We start from the raw sequence: 20812 nt of genomic DNA, 5'->3' as shown, positions 1-20812 counted from the left end.
CAGGTCGGGTCGGCCGGTCAGAAGCTCGCCCAGTCGTCATCGCCCACTGTCGCAGCGACCGGTGCGGGCTTGGCCGGCGCAGCCGGCAATGCCGGCGCCTTGCGCGCGACAGGCCGGGCCGCGGCACGGGGCGCCGGGAAACGTGCCGGAGCCGATGTCGTTGCTGCAATTGCCGCATGTGCATGTGCCGCCGATGCATTCGCATATGCGGGTGCATGCGAATGCGCAGTGCCCGGCAGGCGGAACACCGCCACCGACGCCACCAGTTGTTCGGCCTGCTGGCTGAGGCCCGACGATGCGGCCGCACTCTGTTCGACCAGCGCGGCGTTCTGCTGGGTGGTCTGGTCCATCTGCACCACTGCCTCGCCCACCTGTTCGATGCCGGCGCTCTGTTCGCGTGTGGCCACGCTGATCTCTTCGACGATGGCCGCCACCCGGGCGATGGACGCCACCACTTCACGCATCGAGGTGCCTGCGCGGGCCGCCTGGCGCGAGCCTTCCGTCACGCTGGTTTCGCTGGCGGCGACCAGATCCTTGATCTGCTTGGCCGCATCGGCGCTGCGTTTGGCCAGGCTGCGCACCTCGCTCGCCACGACGGCGAAACCGCGACCCTGTTCGCCGGCGCGTGCAGCCTCGACGGCCGCGTTGAGCGCGAGGATGTTGGTCTGGAAGGCGATCGAATCGATGACGCCGATGATCTCCCCGATGCTGCGCGAGGAGGCGTCGATGGTTTTCATGGTGCCGACCATGGCTTCGACATCCTCGGCACTGCGGCGGGCGATGCCGGCAGCGCTGTCGGCCTGCTCGTTGGCGCGCTGGGCGTTGTCCGCATTGGTGCGCACGGTGGAGCTCAGCTCTTCCATCGACGCAGCGGTTTCTTCCAGCGCCGATGCCTGCTGTTCGGTGCGGGCCGACAGGTCGTGGTTGCCCTGGGCGATTTCCGAGCTGGCGCTGGACACGCCTTCGGCATTGGAACGAACGTCCGCCACCACGGATTCGAGCGACGCCCGCATGGCCGACAGGGCCCGCATCAGTTGCGCCGGTTCGTCGTTCCCGTCGGCTTCGATCTTCATGGTCAGGTCGCCGGCCGAAACGCCCTCGGCGATGGAAACCGCCCGGTGGATGGGCCGGGTCACCAGCCGGGTGATCCAGGTGGCGAGCGCCGCCGCCATGGCGATGACGATCAGCAGCAGGCCGCCCAGGGTGAATTGCGCGCGGGAAAAAGCTGCGCGGGAAGCGGCCTCGGCCTTGTCGCCACCGGCCCGGTTGAAAGCCGCGAGTTCTCCGAGTGTGCCGGCCATGGTGTCAAAAGCGGCTTCTGATTCGCCGAGGAACAGCCGGGAGATTTCTTCCCGGCTGGCGGCGGGCAGGGCAAGCAGGCGTTGCTGAATCTGCTGGTAGCTGGAGCGTTGGGTCTTGTAGAGCTGCAGCAGGCGGGTTTCTTCTCCTGGCGTTGCCAGCGGTTCGTACCTGGCTTCGCTCTCGATCAGAGCCTCCATGCGTTTGCTCAGCTCGGCCCTGTATTTGTCACCTGAGGTCTGCGCTTCGGAAAGGAACAGCTCGCTTTCGGTTCGCCTGATGCGGTTCGCCGCGACGCGCACCTCGCCCACTGCCTGGACGCTGGGCAGCCAGTTGGTCCCCAGGTCGGCCGCCGCACTCTGGATAGACAGCATCTGCCACCACCCCGCGAATGCCAGGAGAATGGTCAGAACGGTGATGAGGCCGAAGGCCAGGCCGAGCTTGGTGCCGATGCGAAGTTGGTTGGTTTTCATGATTCGATTCAAAGCAGTGCAGGCATTACGCGGCAAACCTCCTTACCGGATGCTGATCGCGGGCGATATTTGCGCTATCGCATCGATTGATTGTTTTGGGGCGCGCCGTGCGTCGTTTCCGACAGCGGCTGCCGGGGCGGGTGGCTCGAACGCTTCCTGACCGGCCGTCGCCGTGGGCTTCCGCTAAAGTCGTGTGACAAGCACACGACCAGCCGCAAGCATGACCGCACGATTCAATTCCCTTCTTCCGGCTGCCCGGCTTTCCGACCGGGTGGCCGAGGCACTGGAAGCCGGGATCCGCGCGGGCAGGCTTGAAGCCGGGCACAAACTCCCGACCGAGGCGGCGCTGGCCGAGCAGTTCGGTGTCAGTCGCACGTCGGTACGTGAAGCAGTGTCCCGACTCAAGTCGATGGGCCTGGTCGATTCGCGCCAGGGCAGCGGTCTGTATGTACTGGAAGCCGGCATGGCGCCGCTGCATTTCGACACCCGGCATGCGGGGTCGCAGGCAGCCGTCGTTCAGATGGTCGAGGTGCGGCGCGCGCTGGAGGCGGAGGTGGCGGGACTGGCGGCCGAGCGGCGGAGCGCGGCCGACATGGCGCGTATCCGTACCGCGATCGAGGCACTGGCAGGCGCGGTCGCGGCGGGGGCGGACGGTGTCGCGGAAGATCTTGCCTTCCACCGCAGCATCGCGGACGCGGCCCACAACCCTTTTCTCATCGACACTCTGAATTACCTGCGGCAATACCTCAAGGGCGCCACCCGGGTGACACGCGCGAACGAAGCGCGGCGGTTGGACTTTGCAGCCGAAGTTGCCGCTGAACACCGGGATATCGTGGTAGCCATCGACTCCGGCGATCCGGCCGCGGCCAGGCATGCCGCGGCCTGCCACATGAACAACGCGATTCGCCGTATCAGGGCTGCAGACCCTGCTTTCTGGCAGCAGGAAGGCGAGGCGCTGGCCCAACCGCTGACCGATGGTCTGCGGAAACCGTAGTCCGCATCGGGTAATCACCCGTGCGGCGAACGATCAAATTCGTATGACAACCTGATAAATTACCTGGCATCGACTTGTCAACAACGAGAATTTCCGCATGACTTCCAAGAACGTCGGTGTGATCGGCCTGGGCGCGATGGGGCTCGGCATCGCCAGCACATTGCGCAACCGCGGCTTCAACGTCCATGTGTGCGATGTGCGGCCCGGCGCGGCAGAAGCCTTCGCCTCGCGAGGCGGCGTTGCCATGGCTTCACCGGCCGAACTGGCCGCGGCCTGCCCGGTGCTGGTGTCGGTCGTGGTCAACGCCGCCCAGACCGAGACGGTGCTGTTCGGCGACCGTGGCGCTGCGGCAGCCATGCCGCCCGGCAGCGTCTTCGTGATGTGTTCCACCGTCGATCCCAATTGGTCGATGGCGCTGGAAGCACGGCTGGCCGACCTTGGCGTGCTGTACGTGGATGGCCCGATTTCCGGTGGCGCGGCCAAGGCAGCTGCCGGCGCCATGACCATGATGACGGCCGCCACGCCCGCCGCCTATGCCGCTGCCGACCCGGTGCTGGACGCGATGGCCGGCAAGGTCTACCGGCTGGCGGACAAGGCCGGCGCGGGCAGCAAGGTGAAGATCATCAACCAGCTGCTGGCCGGCGTTCACATCGCCGCTGCAGCCGAAGCCATGGCCCTGGGGCTTCGTGAAGGCGTGGCACCGGACGCGCTGTACGAGGTCATCACCCACAGCGCAGGCAACAGCTGGATGTTCGAGAACCGTATGGCCCATGTGCTGGCCGGCGACTACACGCCGCTGTCGGCGGTGGACATCTTCGTGAAGGACCTGGGCCTGGTGCTGGACACGGCGCGGGCCAGCAAGTTTCCGCTGCCGCTGGCATCGACCGCCCACCAGATGTTCATGCAGGCATCGACCGCCGGTTTCGCGCGCGAGGACGACAGCGCGGTGATCAAGATTTTCCCGGGCATCACGCTGCCCGAAGGCCAGCAGAAGGACTGAGGACACATGGGCAAGATCAAGCTCGGCTGCATTGCCGACGACTTCACCGGCGCCACCGACCTGGCCAACAACCTGGTGCGCGCCGGCATGCGGGTGGTGCAGACCATCGGCGTGCCCGGAACTTCGCTGGCGGCCGATGTCGATGCCGTGGTGGTGGCGCTGAAGTCGCGCACTGTCGCACCGGCCGATGCCATCGCGCAGTCGCTGGCGGCTCTGCAATGGCTGCAGGCCCAGGGTGCGGAACAGATCTACTTCAAGTATTGCTCCACCTTCGACAGCACCGCGGCCGGCAACATCGGCCCGGTGACCGAAGCGCTGATGGATGCGCTGGGCTGCGACTTCACCATCGCCACGCCGGCCTTTCCGGACAACAAACGCACCGTTTTCAAGGGCTACCTTTTCGTCGGCGACCTGCTGCTGAACGAGAGCGGCATGCAGAACCATCCGCTCACGCCGATGACCGACGCCAACCTGGTGCGTGTGCTGCAGAGCCAGGCGACCCGCAGGGTCGGGCTGATCGACCACACGGTGGTGGCGCGCGGATCCGATGCGGTGCGGCAGCGCATTGCCGAACTGCGCGCGGACGGGGTGGCGATGGCGGTGGTCGATTCGGTCACCAACGACGACCTGCTGCGGCTGGGTCCGGCCCTGAAGGGCATGCCGCTGGTGACGGCCGGGTCTGGCGTGGCCATCGGCCTGCCGGCCAACTTCGGCATCGAGCCCTCGTCGCAGGCCAGTGTGCTGCCGTCCGCCGGCGGGCGGCAGGCGGTGGTTTCGGGCAGCTGTTCCCTCGCCACCAATCGACAGGTGGCGCATTTCATCTCGACCGGTCTTCCGGCCATGGCTGTCGACCCGCTGCGCATTGCTTGCGGCGCAGACGTCACCGCCGAAGTGCTGGCCTGGGCCGCGCCGCTGCTGGCCGCCGGCCCGGTGCTGGTGTATTCGACCGCGGAGACCGGCGCGGTCAAAGCGGTGCAAGGCCGGCTGGGAGTGGAAGAGGCTGGAGCCCTGGTCGAACGCACCATCGCCGCCGTCGCCCGCGGGCTGGTGGAGCTGGGTGTCCGGCAGTTGGTGGTGGCCGGCGGTGAAACCTCCGGCGCCTGCGTGCAGGCGCTGGGGGTGAACCAGATGCAGATCGGTCCGCAGATCGACCCGGGTGTGCCCTGGTGCCATGCACGGGCCGATGCGGCCGGCGGTGCGGGTGTGCATGTCACCCTCAAGTCGGGCAACTTCGGCACCGACGATTTCTTCACCAAGGCCTTCCAGGTGCTGGCATGACGTCCGTGACGGCGATGACCGAAACCCAGGCACGCGACGAGATCTGCCGCATCGGACGCAGCCTGTTCGAACGCGGTTATGTGCACGCCACGGCCGGCAATATCAGCGTACGGATGGAGGAAGGTTTCCTGATCACGCCGACCGACGCCTGCCTGGGATTCCTCGACCCGGCACGGCTGGCCCGGCTCGACAGCGCCGGCCAGCAGATTTCCGGCGACCGCGGCAGCAAGACCATCGCGCTGCACACCCGGATCTACGCGGCGGCCCGACGTTACGACGCGGCCACCGCCTGCGTGATCCATACGCACAGCACGCACTGCGTGGCGCTCACCCTGAGGCCCGATGTCGGAACTGAACTGCTGCCCGCGCTGACGCCGTATTTCGTGATGAAGGTCGGCCGCGTGCCGGTCGTCGACTATCACCGGCCGGGGGCCGCCGAGGCCGCCGAGGCGGTCGCTGCCGCCATCGGCAGTTACGGCGACGCGGCCACGCCCATTCGCGCAGTGATGCTGTCGCGCCTCGGACCGAACGTCTGGCACGAAACCCCTTCCGCTGCCATGTCGGTGCTGGAGGAACTGGAAGAAACCGCGCGGCTGCACATGTTGTCCGTCGCCGGCACCCGGCCGCTGGACGAAGACCGGATAGAAGAACTGCGTCGCAGCTTCGGCGCTCGTTGGTAAACCCTTTTTTATAGAAACGACCATGCCCCGTTTTGCCGCCAACCTCTCGATGCTCTATCCGGAGCTCGACTTTCTGGACCGTTTCGATGCCGCCGCGAAGGACGGTTTCACCGCGGTCGAATACTTGTTCCCCTACGCGGTGCCGGCTGCCGAACTTGCCGCGCGCCTGAAAGCCAATGGCTTGCAGCAGGTGCTGTTCAACGCGCCGCCCGGCAACTGGGAAAGCGGCGAACGCGGCCTGGCCTGCCTGCCGGGGCGGCAGGAAGAATTCAGGGCCGGCATCGCGAAGGCCATGGAATACGCAGCGGTTCTCGGCTGCCCGCGCGTCCATGTCATGGCCGGCTTGGTGCCTGCCGGCCTTGCTGCCGACGTGGCCCGCAGCACCTATGTTGATAACCTGCGCTGGGCCGCCGCCGAGGCAGCGAAGTCCGGCAAGGACCTGTTGATCGAACCGATCAACGGCCGCGACATGCCGGGTTTCTTCCTCAACCGGCAGGACCAGGCCCACCAGATCGTCGAAGACGTCGGCGCGGCAAACCTCAAGGTCCAGTTCGACCTGTACCACTGCCAGATCGTCGAGGGCGATGTCGCCATGAAGCTGCGCAGATACCTGCCGACAGGCCGTGTCGGCCATCTTCAGATCGCCGGCGTACCGATGCGCCACGAACCCGATATGGGCGAACTCGACTACACCTACCTCTTCAAGGTGATCGACGAAGTATCGGCCGAATGCGGCTGGGATGGCTGGGTGGGTTGCGAATACCGCCCTGCGCGTGGAGCGGTCGCCAACGGCACTTCCGACGGTCTCGGCTGGATGCGCTGAGCCGGATTCAGAAAGCCAGGCGGACCGACTGGATCAGCAGGCCGGCCAGCGAAGGACGGCGCATCGACTGGTCCAGAAGGTTGGACAGACCCGCCGCTGCAACCGGCAGCGCCATGGCGGCGACAGCCAGGAAGTCTGCGGTTTGGCGGGATTGGAGAGCGGCTTTCATGAATTGAATAGTCCCCCGCCCGGCCGGTGCGCCGTGGCGGGCACCACCCCATCCGTTTGCAGGCCCATCGGCCCGCCAGCCTCGGGCCCGGGCCTACCCCAGCGTCAGTCATTTGGGCCGTCCGGCCGCGATTTGGACTACAGCGCGTAGTCGATCCGGCCGCGTCGATGATGCATATTTACGGCTCGGCGTGACAAACAGGCACTGAAAGGGAGATGCATTGAATCGGTCGAGAGTCATCACGCAGGCGGTCTTCCTGGCTTTTCTGGGGGCCATCGTGCCGCTGGCGTTGATGGGTTTCCTGTCGTGGGAACGCGCCTTGTCCAAGGAGCAGGCGCTTCTGGCCGCCTACGCCACCCGCAGCCTGCAGAACACACGGGTCACACTCCAACTGGGAGCCGAGGCGCTGAAGAAGATGGAAGCCTGGACCGGCAGGCCCTGTTCGCCGGAGCACCTGGAGCAGATGCGGCGGCTGACCTTCAATTCACACACGGTCGAGGAGATCGGTTACTTCGAAGACGGTTTCCTGCGCTGTACGTCCTGGGGCAGCACCGTCGTCCAGGTGCCCAAGCTGCCTGGCGACTTCACCACCGACGACGGCATCCAGGTCACGCTGCGCATGCAGCCGCTGGTCACCCACGGCGATGCGGTGACCGCCCTGCTGCGCGGAAACTACAACGTGCTGATCAATGCCAACCGCCTGGCCGACGTGATCGTGGACGAGGACGTCCGCATCGCCGTTCTGCACGGTTCCCGAGTGGTGAGTGAACTGCGGGCACCCGAACGCAGCGCGGTGGGCCGGGTGGCCGCCACCGCCGGCACCGGCATCGACCGGCATTTCCTGTTCGCCGTGGCGCAGGCGGACGGCTGGACGGCGGTGGCGCTGCGCGACCGCAGCAAGCTGGGCACCAGTTTGCTGAAGGAACTCGTATGGCTGCTGCCGATCGGCATGTTCGTCGGCGGTTTTATCGTCTTCCTGGTGGTGCGCCTGTCGCGCAAACGCCTGTCGCCGCTGGCGGAACTGGCCATCGCGGTGGAGCGGCGCGAGTTCGTGGTCTTCTACCAGCCGATCGTGGAACTGAAGACCGGCGCGTGCATCGGCGCCGAGGCCCTGGTGCGCTGGCGAAGGCCCGACGGCTCGATGGTGCGGCCCGACCTCTTCATTCCCCTGGCCGAAGAGAGCGGCCTCATCTGCCCGATCACCGACCAGGTGATGGAAGCCGTGGTGCGCGACCTCGGCCCCTTCCTGCTGCAACACCGGGCATTGCACGTGGCCATCAACCTGGCCGCCGCCGACATCAAGAGCGGACGCTTTCTGCCGGTGCTGGAACAGACGCTGGAGGGCAGCGAGATCCGGCGCGACCAGATCTGGCTGGAGGCGACGGAGCGCGGCTTCATGGAAATCGACGCGGCCCGCGCCACTCTGGAAAAAGCCCGGGCGCTGGGTTACGCCATTGCCATCGACGACTTCGGCACCGGCTTCTCGAGCCTGCAATACCTGCAGAGCCTGCCGACCGACACCCTGAAGATCGATAAGGCCTTCGTCGACGCCATCGGCACCATTTCAGCGCCCAGTTCGGTGATCGATCACATCGTCGGCATGGCCAAGACGCTGGGGCTTTCCATCGTGGCCGAAGGCGTGGAAACCGAGGGGCAGGCAGCCTGGCTGCGAGAGCGCGACGTCGAATGGGCGCAGGGCTGGCTTTACAGCAAGGCCTTGCCCGCCGGCGAATTCATGGCCTTCGTGCAGAAATCGGTGCGCTGACATGCCGAACCTGGATTTCCGGGTCGATCGCCAGGCCCGGGAGCCGGTGACCGAACAGATCACCCAGGCCCTGCGCGCCGCCATCGCGGCCGGTCAACTGGCGCCTGGCGCACGGCTGCCCTCGTGGCGCGACCTGGCATCGCAGCTGGGCGTGGCGCGCGGCACGGTGCAGGCGGCCTACGAATCCCTCGTCGATGCCCAGCTGGTGGTGTCGTCGGGCGCGGCCGGCACCCACGTGGCGCGGCAGATTCCGGTTGCGCCCGGTGGCGGCCGGCCGGTCGCAAGCCTGCGTGACCCGATCGCGGACTATCCGCGTGCGCCCGGTGTGTTCCAGATGGGCGTGCCGGCACAGGATGGGTTTCCGGCCAAGGTCTGGTCGCGCATCTACACCCGGGCGGCACGCGAATCCACGGGTGCCGGTCTGTTCTATCCCGATCCCCGTGGCGAACCGGCGCTGCGGTCGGCCATAGCGGCCTATGTGGCGGTGGCGCGCGGCATCGCCTGCAGCCCGGCGCAGGTGTTCGTCACCGGCGGACAGGCGGCGGGTGTGGGCCTGGCAGTGCTGGCACTGGGCCTGAAAGGCCGGGCCTGGTTCGAAGACCCCGGTTATCCGCCGACCCGGCAGTTGCTGGCCGGACTCGGTCTTGCGTGTGTGCCGGTGCCGGTCGATTCGTCGGGGCTCGATGTCGCGGCCGGAGAAATGCTGGCAGCCGATGCGGCGCTGGCCGTGGTCACGCCGGGCGCCCAGGCACCGCTGGGCGTGGTGATGTCGCCGGCGCGCCGGCTGGCGCTGGGCAAATGGGCCGCACGGACCGGCGCCTGGCTGCTGGAAGACGACTACCTGGGTGAACTGCAGCTGCAGGGCAGGGCGATGCCGTCCCTGGCGGCGAGCGGTGGAGGTGATCGGGTGCTGCATATCGGCACTTTCAGCAAGACCATCAGCCCGACGCTGCGCCTGGGTTTCGTGGTGGTCCCTGCGGCCCAGGTTGCGCACTTCGACGAAGCGTCGGTGCTGGGCGGTTCGGCGCCGACGCCGTCGGTCCAGTGGGCGGCCGCCGAGTTCCTGGAAGACGGCCACCTGCTGCGCCATCTGCGCCGCATGAAACGCCTGTACCTGCAGCGGCGCGACGCGCTGGTCGCCTGCCTGCAGGCAACGGGTATCACCCATCGGCCGAGTGCGCTGGCAGTCTTGATGCAGTTGCCACAGGGCGTGTCGGATGTGGAACTGACCCGCCGTTGCCGGCAGCACGGCCTGGCCCCGGTGCCGCTGTCGCCCTGGTACGCGACACCGGCCGCAGCACGGCAGGGTTTACTGCTGGGCGTGACCAACCTGCTGCCGCAAGAGGCGGCCTTGCACTGGTCGCGCCTGAAGGCGCTGATCGATCAGGCTGCGGGCTGAACCCGTGCGCCTTCGGGTTCGAGCCGGAGGCTGACACCCAGTCGGTTGAAGCCGTTCATCAGGCTGACTGCCATGGTCAGGTCCACCACTTCACGCTCGTTGAACACGGTCGACACGGCGGCGAAGTCGGCATCCGGAACTCCGCTGCGGGCCACGTCGGTGACGGATTCTGCCCAGGCCAGCGCCGCTCTTTCCCGGTCGTCGAACAGCGGCCCGGCCTCGCGCCACACCGGCAGCAACACCAGCTTGTCGATGTCCAGGCCCTGCTTCATCAGGTCACGCGAATGTTTGTCGATGCAGTAGGCGCAGCCGTTGATCTGCGACACCCGCAGATAGACCAGGTCCACCAGCGGCAGCGGCAGACTGCACTGGCTCAGATAGGCGCCGGTGGCGTAGAAACCCTTGGCGGCATTGGGAGCGGCGCGGGTGTGGTCGATGCGTTGGGTCATGGCATGTGTTCCTTCGTTAGACGAGCGAACTTTAGGTAACCGATGCAGCGGCAGCCAGAGGCAAGAATTGCCGGAACGACTGGACCATCGGGTCGAGCGGAGTTGTGCGGCTTGTCAATGCTCCTTCGGTCGGATGCCAGGCCGGCTGCCCGCTGTCAGCATGTGGATTTCGGGCGCCCGGCCCGTATTTCCCGCATCTTTCGCCTTCAAAGGAATGATTCATGAGCAACCCGACCGACAGCAAGACAGCTGAACTCCACGCCCGCCGCAAGGCCCCGCTGGGCACGCCCAGCGACCTGGCAGAAGGTGCGTGCAAGGACATTTCGGCCGCGCTGAACGGCGTGCTGGCCGACGTCTTCGCCATCTACCTCAAGACCAAGAACTTCCACTGGCACATGAGCGGTCCGCATTTCCGCGACTACCACCTGCTGCTGGACGAGCAGGGCGACCAGCTGTTCGCGATGACCGACCCGATCGCCGAACGTATCCGCAAGGTGGGCGGCACCACGCTGCGCTCGGTCGGCCACATCGCCCGCGTGCAGCGCATCAGCGACAACGACGCCGAATACGTGGACCCGCTGGACATGCTCGCCGAACTGCGCGAAGACAACAAGACGCTGGCCGCCCGCCTGCGCGAAGCCCACGACGTGACCGACGAACACCGCGACATCGCGTCGTCGAGCCTGCTCGAGAACTGGATCGACGAGACCGAACGCCGCACCTGGTTCCTGTTCGAATCCGGCCGCAACGCCGGCTGACCGGAGACGCCGTGGCCAAGAACACCGGACCGGTTCATCTGCGTGTGCTGGGCTGTGCCCATTCGCCCGCTGCCTTCGAGCTGCGCGACTTCCTGAGCCGCAGCGTGGTTTGCTACGACTGGGTCGAACTGGACGAACGGAGCGTTATGGATGTGCCCGGCATCCACGGCCTGGATGACCCGCAACTGCCGGTGTGCGAGTTTCCGGACGGTTCGCGGCTGCTGTCGGCCACCATAGAAGACGTGGCCCGGCGGTTGGGCTGGATCGAGCAGCCGCGCTTGAAGATCTACGACGTTTCCATCTACGGCGCCGGCCCGGCCGGTCTCAGCGCAGCGGTGTACGCCGCGTCCGAAGGCCTGAGCACCGTGCTGGTCGAACGGCAGGCCATCGGCGGACAGGCCGGCAGTTCGTCGTTGATCGAGAACTACCTGGGTTTTCCGCAGGGGATCAGCGGGCGTGACCTGGCCGAACGGGCGCGCCAGCAGGCAGTGCGTTTCGGTGCCGAGATCCTGCGGTTGCGCGAAGGTGTGCACGCCCTTTTCATCGATGGCGGCATCCATGTGGACCTGGCCGACGGCACCAAGCTGGCCGCTCGCAGCAACATCTGCGCGACCGGCATCGAGTGGCGGCGGCTGGGGCTGCCGGACGAGGCGCGTTTTCTGGGCGCCGGACTGTTTTACGGCGCAGGCGCCAGCGAAGCGCCGATGTGCGGCGGCGAGACCGTCTACGTCGTGGGCGGCGGCAATTCTGCCGGACAGGCCGCGATGTACCTGGCGGCGTTCGCCGAGCATGTCGTGATGCTCGTGCGCGGCGACCGGCTGGCCGACACCCTGTCGGACTACCTGGTGCGCAAGATCGACGCGGCCACCAACATCCGGGTGGTGACGCATTGCGAACTGATCGGCCTGCATGGGGACCGGTCGCTGGAAGGCATCACCGTACGCGACCGCAATACCGGCGAGCAGACCGAACTGGCGACCGGTCATGTGTTCGTCTGCATCGGCGGCCAGCCCAATAGCGACTGGGCACGGGACACCAGCATCGTGCGCGACGCCGCCGGTTACCTGATCACCGGCCAGGATCTTCTGGTGCCGGGCATCAAGGAAACGAAATACCGCGACTGGCCGCTGAAGCGTCCGCCTTTTCCGCTGGAAACCAGCGTTCCGGGCTCGTTTGCGGTGGGTGACGTGCGGCATGGGTCCATCAAACGGGTGGCTTCCGCAGTCGGCGAAGGTGCGATGGCGGTGGCCTTCGTGCACCAGCACCTGGCCAGCCTCTGACCCGTAACATCTCAAGAAGGAGTTGATCCATGCGCCATGTCTGCAGCCATACCGACACCATCCACCAGGTGGTGCCCAGCGCCCTGGGTTGCGAGGAATGCCTGAAGATCGGCAGCCAATGGGTGCATCTGCGCCTGTGCCGCAGCTGCGGCCATGTGGGCTGTTGCGACGATTCGCCGCACCGCCACGCGCGCGCCCATTTCCAGGCCACGCAGCATCCCATCATCGAAGGCTACGACCCGCCGGAAGGCTGGGGCTGGTGTTTCGTGGACGATGTCGAGGTCGACCTGCCCGACGCGCCGACGCCGCACAACGGACCGATGCCGCGCTATTACTGAGGGCGCGGCTCCGTCGGTTCAGCGGATGCAGGCGGCGGAAGCCGATGCCTGAAGGGCCAGCATCTGGTCACCTATGGCATCTGCTGCACGCCGCGCGAGCCGTTGCGCGCCTGAGGCCAGTGCGTCGATGCCCGCGTCGGCCTTTTCCGAACCCGCCCAGCTGCAGCTGAGTGCGGCGTCGCGGTCCACCCGCCGCAACGTCCAGCTCATGGCGGCATCGACACGCCGGTCTTCGACCGCATCGAACTGCCGCACCTGCACCGCGATGCGCCAAACCGGCTGGCTGGCCTGACGACCGCCCCGGGTGACGTCGATCGCACCGGTGCGGGCGGCGACACCTGCGGCCAGTGCATCGCGCAGTTCGTTCTCGAACGATGACGCCCAGCGATGCTGTTCCAGCACACGCACTTCCGCACCGGGCGCGTCCTTGCGGACCACCATCTGCGGCCGTGCGAGGCGCTCGGGCATGGCGACGGGTGCCATCTCGATGAACAGCGGCGTGGATGGTGCGGGCGACGGCGCGGCCGTTGCGGTTTCAGCCGTTGCGGCGAGGGTGTAGTAGCGGTCCTTGGGGCCCGCGCAGCCGGCCGCCAGTGCGGCTGCGGACAACACGGCCAGGGCTTTGGTCAGCGATGAGAAATTCATTTCTTGTCGTCCGGTTTGCCGCGCAGCAGCGATTCGGGATGGCGTTCGAGGTAGTCGGTCAGGGTGCGGACCGACGCGGCGGTGCGGTTCAGCTGCTGAAGCGTCTCGCGCATGTCCTGCTGCAGGGGCGAATCCTGCGCCAGGGTGCGGCCGGCGTTGTCGATGGTCTTGCGGGCGTCCTTCACCGCGGCGGTGACTTCGGGTGCCACGTCCCTGTTGAGGGTGGCGGTCAGCTGCTCGGCATTGGCCAGGGTCTTGTCCAGCCTGGCCAGCGTGGTGCGGATGTCCTGCCCGATCTCGTCGAACGGCACCTTGTTGACCTTGGTGACGATCTCCTGCACCTGCGACTGCAGCTGGTCGAAGCTGCCAGGCATGGTGGGCATCTCGAACGGTTCCTTGCTGACATCCACGGTGACCGGCGGCGCCTTGGGGAAGAAGTCGATGGCCACGTACAACTGGCCCGTGAGCAGGTTGCCCGAGCGCAGCTGGGCGCGCATGCCTTTGGAGATCATGCGGCGCAGCTGGGTTTCCTGTTCCAGCCGGGATTCGGGCTCGTTCTGATCCTTGGGCCCGCGCACCCGGTTCGGATATATCTGCACGAGAACCGGCATGCGCAGCTGCTGCCCGACCTTGTCCCACTCGACACCGATGGACCGGACCTCGCCGATGTTCACGCCACGGAAGTCGACCGTCGCGCCGGGCGACAGGCCGCGGACCGACTGGTTGAAGTACAGCATCAGCAGGTGCGCCGGGCCGTCCGGCGGTTTGAGCGCCGTGGTCTCGTCCTCGGCCAGGGTGAAGGTGGTGTTTTCCGTGGCCTCTGCGCCATTGCGGTCGTCCGGCGCGCGAAAGGCGATACCGCCCAGCAGGATGGACGCCACCGACTGGGTGCGCAGGGTGACACCGCCAGCGCCCAGTTGCATGTCGATGCCGCTGGCGTGCCAGAACCTGGTGTTGGCGCCGACGAAACTGTCATAGGGTTTGTTGACGAAGATGCGCAGGCTGACCCCCTTGCCGTCCTTGTCGAGATCGAAGGCCGCGACCTGGCCGACCTTGATGCGGCGGTAATAGACCGGCGATCCCACATCCAGCGAACCCACGTCGGCCGCATGCAGCAGGAACTGTTTTCCCGACGCGTCGCGAGTGACGATAGGGGGCGTTTCGAGCCCGGTGAAGCTGCTGCCGGTCTCTTCGTCGACACCCGCGTCGGCGCCGATGTAGGCACCCGAGAGCAGGGTGTTCAGGCCCGAGATTCCGCTGGTGTCGAGCCGCGGCCTCACCACCCAGAAACGTGTGTCTTTCGCGGTGAATCCGTCGGCGTCCTTGCTGAGTTGGAGCACCACGCGCACATGCGAACGGTCCTTGGCCAGGCGCAGGCTCTGCACCACGCCGATCTGCACGTCCTTGTACTTCACGGCGGTCTTGCCGGCCTCGAGGCCTTCGGCCGTCTTGAAGCTGACCTCGACTTCCGGGCCACGATCGACCAGCACCTTCGCCACCAGCGTGATGCCGACCAGCGCGGCGATTACCGGAATCAGCCAGATCAGCGAAGGCAGCCAGTTGCGGCGGCGCTTGACCTGCGGCGCGGCCAGTGGAGGGTTGGAATCGTCACCGTTCATGCGGAACCTGTTTCAGGGAATGTCTTGTGAGAGGTCGATGGTTCGGCCGCGGCGCGGTCGTCCCAGCTGAGCTTGGGGTCGAAGCTGAGCGATGCGAGCATGGTCAGCACCACCACCGAGGCGAAGGCGGCAATGCCCAGGCCCGCGGTGATCTGCGCGAAACCCTTGATCTGCACCAGGCCGGTCAGCAGCGCGACCACGAACACATCGAGCATCGACCAGCGGCCGATGACCTCGATGATGTGATAGAGGCGCGCCCTGTCGCCACGCCGCCAGTCGCTGCGACGCTGGGCCGTCACCAGCAGGATGAAAAGCGCCGCCAGCTTGAACAAAGGCACCAGGAAACTGGCCACGAAGATGATGGCGGCGATGCCGTACGAGCCGCTGATCCAGAAATAGATGATGCCGCTGAGGATGGTGTCGCTCTGCACGCCGAATAGCGAGCGGGTGATCATCACCGGCAGCAGGTTGGCCGGCAGGTACATCACGCATGCGGCGATCAGCAGCGCCCAGGTGCGGTTGAAGCTGTCGGGTTTGCGGGCACGCAGCACGGTCCCGCAACGTTCGCAGGACTGGCCTTCGGCTGCATCGCGCCACACGGTGCCGCAGTGGCGGCACGGTGAAAGCCCGGCGGAGCAGGCGGTGGTCACCGGGAGATGTTCGTTCACGGCGCGTTCCTGGCGCGTTGCGCCATGGTCCAGAAACCGCGCGGATCGAACGAAAGCACGGCCGTCAGCAGCACCGTCAGCGCGGCGAAGGCCCACAGGGCCGGTCCGGGGATGACCTTGGCCATGCCGGACAGCTTGACCAGCGCAACCAGTACGCCGAGCAAAAATACCTCGATCATTCCCCAGGGTCGCAGCACCTGGATGCTGTTGACCAGGAAGGCAAAACCGGCGGCGCGCCGCGCATGCCGTGGATGCTGGAGCGGCACCAGCAGCCAGACCAGGATCAGCAGTTGCAGCAGAGGGAACAGGATGGTGGTGGCCAGCACCAGCAGCGCCACCAGCGAGCGGCCCTCTGCGGCCAGGGTCATCACCGCGCCGGCCAGCGTGGTCTGGCTGCGCAGGCCGCGCAGTTCGATCTCGACGATGGGAAACAGGTTGGCGACGGCAAACATGAAAAGACTGGCGATGGCCAGCGGCAGCACGTGCTGCTGCTGGCTGCGGGTGTCGCGCTCCAGTTCGGCCCCGCAACGCGGGCAGTTCGATACCTCGCGGCGCTGGAGCGGCCGGCGCTCGCAGACGGCATCGCAGCTTTCACAGACGATGGCTTCGGGGACTTCGATCATGGAGGTTTGGGGCGGCCGGGGCGGGACATCACCGCGGATCATCGCCCATGCGCCGCCTCCCGGCCTGTCGGAATTCCAGCCGTTTTGCCGACAGCGGCGGGCGTCGGCAGGTCAGACCTCGGCGGTCGAATGGGCCGCCTTGGCCGCGATGTAGCGCTGGAGGTCTTCCATCCCCATTGGCTTGGCGAAGTAATAGCCCTGGCCCAGCTGCACTCCCAGCGCTCTGAGCTGGGCTTCCTGCGCGGCGGTCTCGATACCTTCGGCGATCACCTGGCTGCCGACCGCCCGGGCGATGGCGATGATCTCCGGGATCAGGCTGGAGCGGATGGTTTCGTCTTCCATCTCGAACACGAAGCTGCGGTCGATCTTCAGGTAGTCGGGGCTGACCTTCTTGACGATGCCCAGGTTCGAATACCCGGTGCCGAAGTCGTCGATGGAAATGCCGTAGCCGTCGAGTTTCAGGCGCCGGAGTTCGGGGGCCAGGTCGGGCGAGAAGTCGTATTCGGTCACTTCCAGTTCGATCTGGAAGTCGCTGCGGTCGATCTCCGACATCACCGACTGCAGGTGCGCATGGATGGTGTCGCGCCTCAGGTTGTGCGGGAAGAAGTTGAGGGCGACGGTGAACCCGGTCTGGGGTGGCAGGGCTGCGGCCAGCTCGTGCAGGGCGGCACGGCTGACGGCGGCGTCGAAGTTCCAGCTGAGATGCTGCTTGTTGAGCGAGGGGATGAACTTGTCGGGGTACAGCAGCTTGTCGCCGTCCTGCAGCCGCGCCAGCACTTCGCAACCCACCATGCGGCCTGTGGCCAGCTCCAGGATGGGCTGGTAGTGGCACACCACGTTGGCCGCCGTGCACAAGTGGCGGATTCGGTAGTCGATGGAGTGGTAACGCCGGCACTGGCGGGCAATGGCATTGCCCGAGACGAAACCGAACAGGCCGAAGAAGGCCATCGCCACGATCAGCACCCGCATCCGGGCGGCGTCGAGCGAATGCCAGCCCAGCACGCTCTGCACCGACACCGGGCTGACGCCGGGTTCGGTAGTGGTGACGATCAGGCGCAGATGGGGCCAGTCCACGCGCAACTCGGGAGGCGCACCCGAGACATATGGTTCGGTCATGTCGGCGAACCTGCCGCCGAAGACCCGGCGCCGCTGGCTGCCTCCACCGGCCCACACCGCATCGGCATATTCGGCAAAGGCTTCCTGGGTCAGGTTGTTGTCGACCAATACCTGGAACCGGCCGCGCTCGATCACCGTGGCAGTGATCGAACCTTCCAGCGAGCCGACGAAAAGATGCACCGGCGTGCGAAGGTAGTAACGGCCGTAGGCTCCGTCGATATGGTGTTTGCCGGGTGGCGACGGGGTGTCGAGCAAGCCGGCGCCGGTGCTGCAGAACAGGTCGCCCTTCGCATCGACCAGCCCGATTCCGCGTGCATATCGGTGGCGGAACATCAGGCCGCCCAGGCGGCGTAGATTTTCCGGGCTGCAATCCGGGCGGTAGCCGGCATTGAGTTCGTCCAGCAACTTTCGGGTGTCGTCCTGGACCGATTGCATGCGCGCGAGGACACGGCCGTGCCCGGCCTGGACCTGCTGCACACGCAGGCCGACCGCGGTCAGGCAGAAAACCATCACCATGGCTGCGGCCATGACATAGCCGATGACGTTTCCCGCCAGGCGGGGGTATCGGCCCAGAATTCGGGCAATGGGCATGAAACGTTCGTACCAGAAGTCGGATGCGGGGAACAGGTCTTTGCTGTGGGAGCCGGCGGTGTGATCTGGCGTATGCAGGACGCGAAGCTCGTCAGCGCCACTGCGGGTCATTTTGACTCTCGTAAAAACATGAGGGCTGGACTCTCAGGAAGCGACTGGTCACTGGTAATCCATGTGATCTCCCGCAATCATGCAACGTAATGCAACCGAATGAGCAATCCAGCGACCTTTACCTGCGAGTGACCGTACCGGCCGGCCGGTCGCTCGCCTGATCTAGCGGCCCAGGAGGCCGTTGACGCTGGAAACCAGGCTGGCCATCGAGAACGGTTTGGTCAGCACCGCCATGCCGGCTTCCAGGTGGCCATTGCCCACCGCGGCATTCTCCGCATAGCCGGTGATGAAGAGCACACGCAGACCGTGCCGCGAGATCCTGGCGGCGTCGGCCACCTGCCGTCCGTTCATGCCGCCGGGCAGGCCGACGTCGGTGATCAGCAGGTCGATGCGCGCCGCCGACTGCAGGATGGCCAGGCCGGCAGGGCCGTCTGCCGCGTCGAGCGTGCGGTAGCCGGCCTCGCGCAGCACTTCGACGATCAGGGTCCGCACCGATTCCTCGTCGTCTATCACCAGCACCGTCTCTCCGTCGCCACCGGTGTCGGGCAGCTGCGGCTCGGAAGGTTCCTCCGCCTCGTCACCGGTGTGGCGTGGCAGGTAGAGGCAGATGGTGCTGCCTTTTTCAAGCTCGGAATAGATGCGCACCTGCCCGCCCGACTGGCGCGCGAAACCGTAGACCATCGACAGGCCGAGCCCGGTGCCCTGGCCCAGCGGCTTGGTGGTGTAGAAGGGTTCGAAGGCGCGTGCGACGACCTCGGGCGGCATGCCGCTGCCGGTGTCGGTCACGCACAGGGCGACATATTGGCCGGGCGCCAGCTCGCGTTCGCGGGCGCCTCGGCTGTCCAGCCATTTGTTCGATGTCTCGATGGTGAGCCGGCCGCCCGCAGGCGACATGGCGTCGCGCGCGTTGATGCACAGGTTGAGCAAGGCGTTCTCGAGTTGCGACCGGTCGATCAGCGTCGGCCACAGGCCGCCCGACCCAACCACTTCCAGGGTGACGTCCGGTCCCACCGCACGGCGAATCAGGTCTTCCATGCCGGTCACCAGGCGGTTGACGTCGGTGGCCTTGGGGTCGAGCGTCTGGCGCCGTGCAAAGGCCAGCAGGCGCTGGGTCAGGGCGGCGGCGCGGCGACTGGCGCCCTGTGCGATGGTGATGTAACGCTCCAGGCCGCTGAAGTTGCCCAGATCCACCCGGCGCTGTAGCAGTTCGAGCGAGCCGCTGATGCCCGCCAGCAGGTTGTTGAAGTCGTGGGCGATGCCGCCGGTCAGTTGGCCGACGGCTTCCATCTTCTGCGACTGGCGCAGTTCTTCCTGGGCCGATGCCAGTTCGGCCTGCGCTTCCTTGTGGGCCGTCACGTCGCGGCCATAGGCGAACACCACATCGCCTTCGGCGCGGGTGTGCCAGGAGATCCAGCGCGGGTTGCCATCCAGGTCCCTGTAGCGGTTTTCGAAGTCCGTCAGGTCGCGCGAGGCGGCTGCGTCGTCCAGTCCGTGCCGGGCCATGTCAGCGTCTTCCGGCCAGATGAATTCGAGAAAACTGCGCCCGACCACGTCTTCCTGCCGATGGCCCAGGATGTCCGTCCAGGCCGGGTTGACCGCCTGGAAGATGCCGTCCGCGCCGATCAGCACCAGCAGGTCGCGCGAGTTCTGCCAGACCCGGTCGCGCGATGCCCGCGTGCGTTCGAAGGCATCGGCGTTCAGCAGGCTGGCGGCGATCTGGCCAGCCAGCAATTCGACAAAACTTCGGTAATCGTCGGACAGGCTGAATACCGCGCTCAGGCCCGCGACCAGGAAACCCAGCGGTCGTGGCGCGCCCTTCGGACCCAGCGGCACCAGCAGGGCGGTCGGCGACGGCCTGCCCCAGCGGTCGGGTGGCACATCGGTGCGGCAGCCAAGATCCACCGTGAACGACGTGGCGGCCGCGAGCACTTCCACCAGCGGCCAGGGTACCGGCTGGCCGGGTGTCAGGAGCGGCGGCGCCATCGCATGATCGGGGGGCAGGCCGGTGGTGCAATGCAGGCGCGCCCGGCCGCGCTCGTCGAACAGGTAGAGCAGGCTGAACGGCAGGTCGTTGACCGCTTCCGCCATGCACTGGCGCGTGGCCTGCAGCACGGCATGGCGGCTATCGGTGCCGACCAGGCCGGCGGCCAGCTTGCGCAGCGAAGCCAGGCGGCGTTCGTTGATGACCCGTTCGGTTTCTTCGGTCACCGTGCAGAACAGGCCGCCGACCTCGCCCGGCCCCAGGATCAGCGGGCTGTACGAAAAGGTGTGATAGGTCTCCTCTGGCCTGCCGGACCGCTCGATGACCAGCGGCAGGGCGCGGTCCCATGTCGACTGTCCCTGGTCGTAGACGATGCGCACCCGCTTTTCGATGTCTTCCCAGATTTCGGGCCAGACCTCTCGGGTGGGCCGAGCCATGGCGGCAGGATGTTTGATGCCCAGGGTGGGGCGGTACGCGTCGTTGTAGAAGAAGACCACGTCCGGACCCCAGCCGACCCACATCTCGAAGCGGGAAGTGAGCATCAGACGCAAGGCGACCTTCAGGGTTTCGGGCCAGCTGCCCGGGTCGCCCAGTGGCGAATGGGACCAATCATGGGCACGCAGCAGGCGGGCTGATTCACTGTCGCCCACGAACACTTCGTGGTGGGCTGTCGTCATGTCGTTCAAGGGCATCGGCTGCGTGGTGGTGGGAGACACGAAGCCGAAAAATGTAGCATCGACGTTTTACCGTCCC

Annotated in this window: 19 protein-coding genes; 10 read left to right on the top strand and 9 right to left on the bottom strand. The window is 66.5% G+C overall.

Annotated elements, in window-relative coordinates:
- Window positions 1–17: 17 nt before the first annotated feature.
- Window positions 18–1772 (bottom strand): methyl-accepting chemotaxis protein, encoded by a 1755-nt coding sequence (locus AC3ANW_RS10755; protein WP_488345164.1) that lies wholly within the window; start codon window positions 1770–1772, stop codon window positions 18–20.
- A 220-nt stretch (window positions 1773–1992) separates the two neighbouring features.
- Here AC3ANW_RS10755 and AC3ANW_RS10750 point away from each other — a divergent pair, with 220 nt between their 5' ends.
- From AC3ANW_RS10750 to otnI, 5 genes are all read left to right on the top strand, one after another.
- Window positions 1993–2766, top strand: coding sequence for a FadR/GntR family transcriptional regulator (locus AC3ANW_RS10750; RefSeq protein WP_488345163.1), 774 nt, complete (start codon window positions 1993–1995; stop codon window positions 2764–2766).
- A 97-nt stretch (window positions 2767–2863) separates the two neighbouring features.
- The gene (ltnD, locus tag AC3ANW_RS10745; protein WP_488345162.1) at window positions 2864–3766 is read left to right on the top strand and encodes an L-threonate dehydrogenase; all 903 of its coding nucleotides are present in this window, start codon (window positions 2864–2866) and stop codon (window positions 3764–3766) included.
- 6 nt (window positions 3767–3772) lie between these two features.
- Window positions 3773–5044 (top strand): 3-oxo-tetronate kinase, encoded by a 1272-nt coding sequence (gene otnK, locus AC3ANW_RS10740; protein ID WP_488345161.1) that lies wholly within the window; start codon window positions 3773–3775, stop codon window positions 5042–5044.
- Between the two features lie 14 nt (window positions 5045–5058).
- Complete coding sequence (locus AC3ANW_RS10735; protein ID WP_488345400.1) at window positions 5059–5724, top strand: class II aldolase/adducin family protein; 666 nt, start codon at window positions 5059–5061, stop codon at window positions 5722–5724.
- Window positions 5725–5746: 22 nt separating this feature from the next.
- Window positions 5747–6547 carry a 2-oxo-tetronate isomerase gene (gene otnI, locus AC3ANW_RS10730; protein WP_488345160.1) on the top strand — a complete coding sequence of 267 codons (801 nt, stop codon included), beginning with the start codon at window positions 5747–5749 and terminating at the stop codon, window positions 6545–6547.
- Between the two features lie 7 nt (window positions 6548–6554).
- Here the strand turns inward: otnI and AC3ANW_RS10725 are convergent, their stop codons facing one another.
- Window positions 6555–6716: a hypothetical protein gene (locus AC3ANW_RS10725; RefSeq protein WP_488345159.1), complete on the bottom strand. Its 162-nt coding sequence runs from the start codon at window positions 6714–6716 to the stop codon at window positions 6555–6557.
- A gap of 220 nt (window positions 6717–6936) precedes the next feature.
- On the opposite strand from AC3ANW_RS10725, the gene AC3ANW_RS10720 reads away from it, so the two are divergent.
- On the top strand, window positions 6937–8481 hold the full coding sequence (locus AC3ANW_RS10720) for an EAL domain-containing protein (protein ID WP_488345158.1): 1545 nt from the start codon (window positions 6937–6939) through the stop codon (window positions 8479–8481).
- 1 nt (window position 8482) lies between these two features.
- On the top strand, window positions 8483–9880 hold the full coding sequence (gene pdxR / locus AC3ANW_RS10715; protein ID WP_488345157.1) for a MocR-like pyridoxine biosynthesis transcription factor PdxR: 1398 nt from the start codon (window positions 8483–8485) through the stop codon (window positions 9878–9880).
- Here pdxR and AC3ANW_RS10710 read toward each other — a convergent pair.
- Complete coding sequence (locus AC3ANW_RS10710; RefSeq protein ID WP_488345156.1) at window positions 9865–10329, bottom strand: carboxymuconolactone decarboxylase family protein; 465 nt, start codon at window positions 10327–10329, stop codon at window positions 9865–9867. The two genes, pdxR and AC3ANW_RS10710, sit on opposite strands and share 16 nt — an antisense overlap.
- Before the next feature lie 221 nt (window positions 10330–10550).
- Here AC3ANW_RS10710 and AC3ANW_RS10705 point away from each other — a divergent pair, with 221 nt between their 5' ends.
- Genes AC3ANW_RS10705 through AC3ANW_RS10695 form a run of 3 tightly spaced genes read left to right on the top strand, consistent with a single transcriptional unit; the run spans window position 10551 to window position 12705 of the window.
- Window positions 10551–11087, top strand: coding sequence for a Dps family protein (locus tag AC3ANW_RS10705; RefSeq protein WP_488345155.1), 537 nt, complete (start codon window positions 10551–10553; stop codon window positions 11085–11087).
- An 11-nt stretch (window positions 11088–11098) separates the two neighbouring features.
- Window positions 11099–12367 carry an NAD(P)/FAD-dependent oxidoreductase gene (locus AC3ANW_RS10700; RefSeq protein ID WP_488345154.1) on the top strand — a complete coding sequence of 423 codons (1269 nt, stop codon included), beginning with the start codon at window positions 11099–11101 and terminating at the stop codon, window positions 12365–12367.
- A 29-nt stretch (window positions 12368–12396) separates the two neighbouring features.
- On the top strand, window positions 12397–12705 hold the full coding sequence (locus tag AC3ANW_RS10695; RefSeq protein WP_488345153.1) for a UBP-type zinc finger domain-containing protein: 309 nt from the start codon (window positions 12397–12399) through the stop codon (window positions 12703–12705).
- 18 nt (window positions 12706–12723) lie between these two features.
- Here the strand turns inward: AC3ANW_RS10695 and AC3ANW_RS10690 are convergent, their stop codons facing one another.
- The 6 genes from AC3ANW_RS10690 to AC3ANW_RS10665 form a co-directional block, all read right to left on the bottom strand.
- Window positions 12724–13350 carry a PqiC family protein gene (locus AC3ANW_RS10690; RefSeq protein ID WP_488345152.1) on the bottom strand — a complete coding sequence of 209 codons (627 nt, stop codon included), beginning with the start codon at window positions 13348–13350 and terminating at the stop codon, window positions 12724–12726.
- Window positions 13347–14969, bottom strand: a complete 1623-nt coding sequence (locus AC3ANW_RS10685; protein WP_488345151.1) for a PqiB family protein — start codon at window positions 14967–14969, stop codon at window positions 13347–13349. The genes AC3ANW_RS10690 and AC3ANW_RS10685 overlap by 4 nt, the downstream gene beginning before the upstream one ends.
- Window positions 14966–15637 (bottom strand): paraquat-inducible protein A, encoded by a 672-nt coding sequence (locus AC3ANW_RS10680; protein WP_488345150.1) that lies wholly within the window; start codon window positions 15635–15637, stop codon window positions 14966–14968. Before AC3ANW_RS10680 ends, AC3ANW_RS10685 begins: the two co-directional genes overlap by 4 nt.
- On the bottom strand, window positions 15634–16260 hold the full coding sequence (locus tag AC3ANW_RS10675; protein ID WP_488345149.1) for a paraquat-inducible protein A: 627 nt from the start codon (window positions 16258–16260) through the stop codon (window positions 15634–15636). The genes AC3ANW_RS10680 and AC3ANW_RS10675 overlap by 4 nt, the downstream gene beginning before the upstream one ends.
- Window positions 16261–16371: 111 nt before the next feature.
- The gene (locus tag AC3ANW_RS10670; protein WP_488345148.1) at window positions 16372–18078 is read right to left on the bottom strand and encodes an EAL domain-containing protein; all 1707 of its coding nucleotides are present in this window, start codon (window positions 18076–18078) and stop codon (window positions 16372–16374) included.
- A gap of 162 nt (window positions 18079–18240) precedes the next feature.
- On the bottom strand, window positions 18241–20751 hold the full coding sequence (locus tag AC3ANW_RS10665) for a GAF domain-containing hybrid sensor histidine kinase/response regulator (RefSeq protein ID WP_488345147.1): 2511 nt from the start codon (window positions 20749–20751) through the stop codon (window positions 18241–18243).
- Window positions 20752–20812: the final 61 nt, after the last annotated feature.

It is taken from the genome of Xylophilus sp. PBN-3R (assembly GCF_057747805.1).
This window is presented reverse-complemented; position numbering and strand designations above follow the sequence as displayed.

Excerpts from the sequence above, each read along its gene's own strand:
- AC3ANW_RS10750 (WP_488345163.1), top strand. The coding sequence starts at position 1,993 with ATGACCGCACGATTCAATTCCCTTCTTCCGGCTGCCCGGCTTTCCGAC.
- AC3ANW_RS10705 (WP_488345155.1), top strand. The coding sequence starts at position 10,551 with ATGAGCAACCCGACCGACAGCAAGACAGCTGAACTCCACGCCCGCCGC.
- pdxR (WP_488345157.1), top strand. The coding sequence starts at position 8,483 with ATGCCGAACCTGGATTTCCGGGTCGATCGCCAGGCCCGGGAGCCGGTG.
- AC3ANW_RS10755 (WP_488345164.1), bottom strand. The coding sequence starts at position 1,772 with ATGAAAACCAACCAACTTCGCATCGGCACCAAGCTCGGCCTGGCCTTC.
- ltnD (WP_488345162.1), top strand. The coding sequence starts at position 2,864 with ATGACTTCCAAGAACGTCGGTGTGATCGGCCTGGGCGCGATGGGGCTC.
- AC3ANW_RS10710 (WP_488345156.1), bottom strand. The coding sequence starts at position 10,329 with ATGACCCAACGCATCGACCACACCCGCGCCGCTCCCAATGCCGCCAAG.
- AC3ANW_RS10685 (WP_488345151.1), bottom strand. The coding sequence starts at position 14,969 with ATGAACGGTGACGATTCCAACCCTCCACTGGCCGCGCCGCAGGTCAAG.
- AC3ANW_RS10665 (WP_488345147.1), bottom strand. The coding sequence starts at position 20,751 with ATGCCCTTGAACGACATGACGACAGCCCACCACGAAGTGTTCGTGGGC.
- AC3ANW_RS10725 (WP_488345159.1), bottom strand. The coding sequence starts at position 6,716 with ATGAAAGCCGCTCTCCAATCCCGCCAAACCGCAGACTTCCTGGCTGTC.
- otnI (WP_488345160.1), top strand. The coding sequence starts at position 5,747 with ATGCCCCGTTTTGCCGCCAACCTCTCGATGCTCTATCCGGAGCTCGAC.
- AC3ANW_RS10670 (WP_488345148.1), bottom strand. The coding sequence starts at position 18,078 with ATGACCCGCAGTGGCGCTGACGAGCTTCGCGTCCTGCATACGCCAGAT.
- otnK (WP_488345161.1), top strand. The coding sequence starts at position 3,773 with ATGGGCAAGATCAAGCTCGGCTGCATTGCCGACGACTTCACCGGCGCC.
- AC3ANW_RS10695 (WP_488345153.1), top strand. The coding sequence starts at position 12,397 with ATGCGCCATGTCTGCAGCCATACCGACACCATCCACCAGGTGGTGCCC.
- AC3ANW_RS10675 (WP_488345149.1), bottom strand. The coding sequence starts at position 16,260 with ATGATCGAAGTCCCCGAAGCCATCGTCTGTGAAAGCTGCGATGCCGTC.
- AC3ANW_RS10690 (WP_488345152.1), bottom strand. The coding sequence starts at position 13,350 with ATGAATTTCTCATCGCTGACCAAAGCCCTGGCCGTGTTGTCCGCAGCC.
- AC3ANW_RS10735 (WP_488345400.1), top strand. The coding sequence starts at position 5,059 with ATGACCGAAACCCAGGCACGCGACGAGATCTGCCGCATCGGACGCAGC.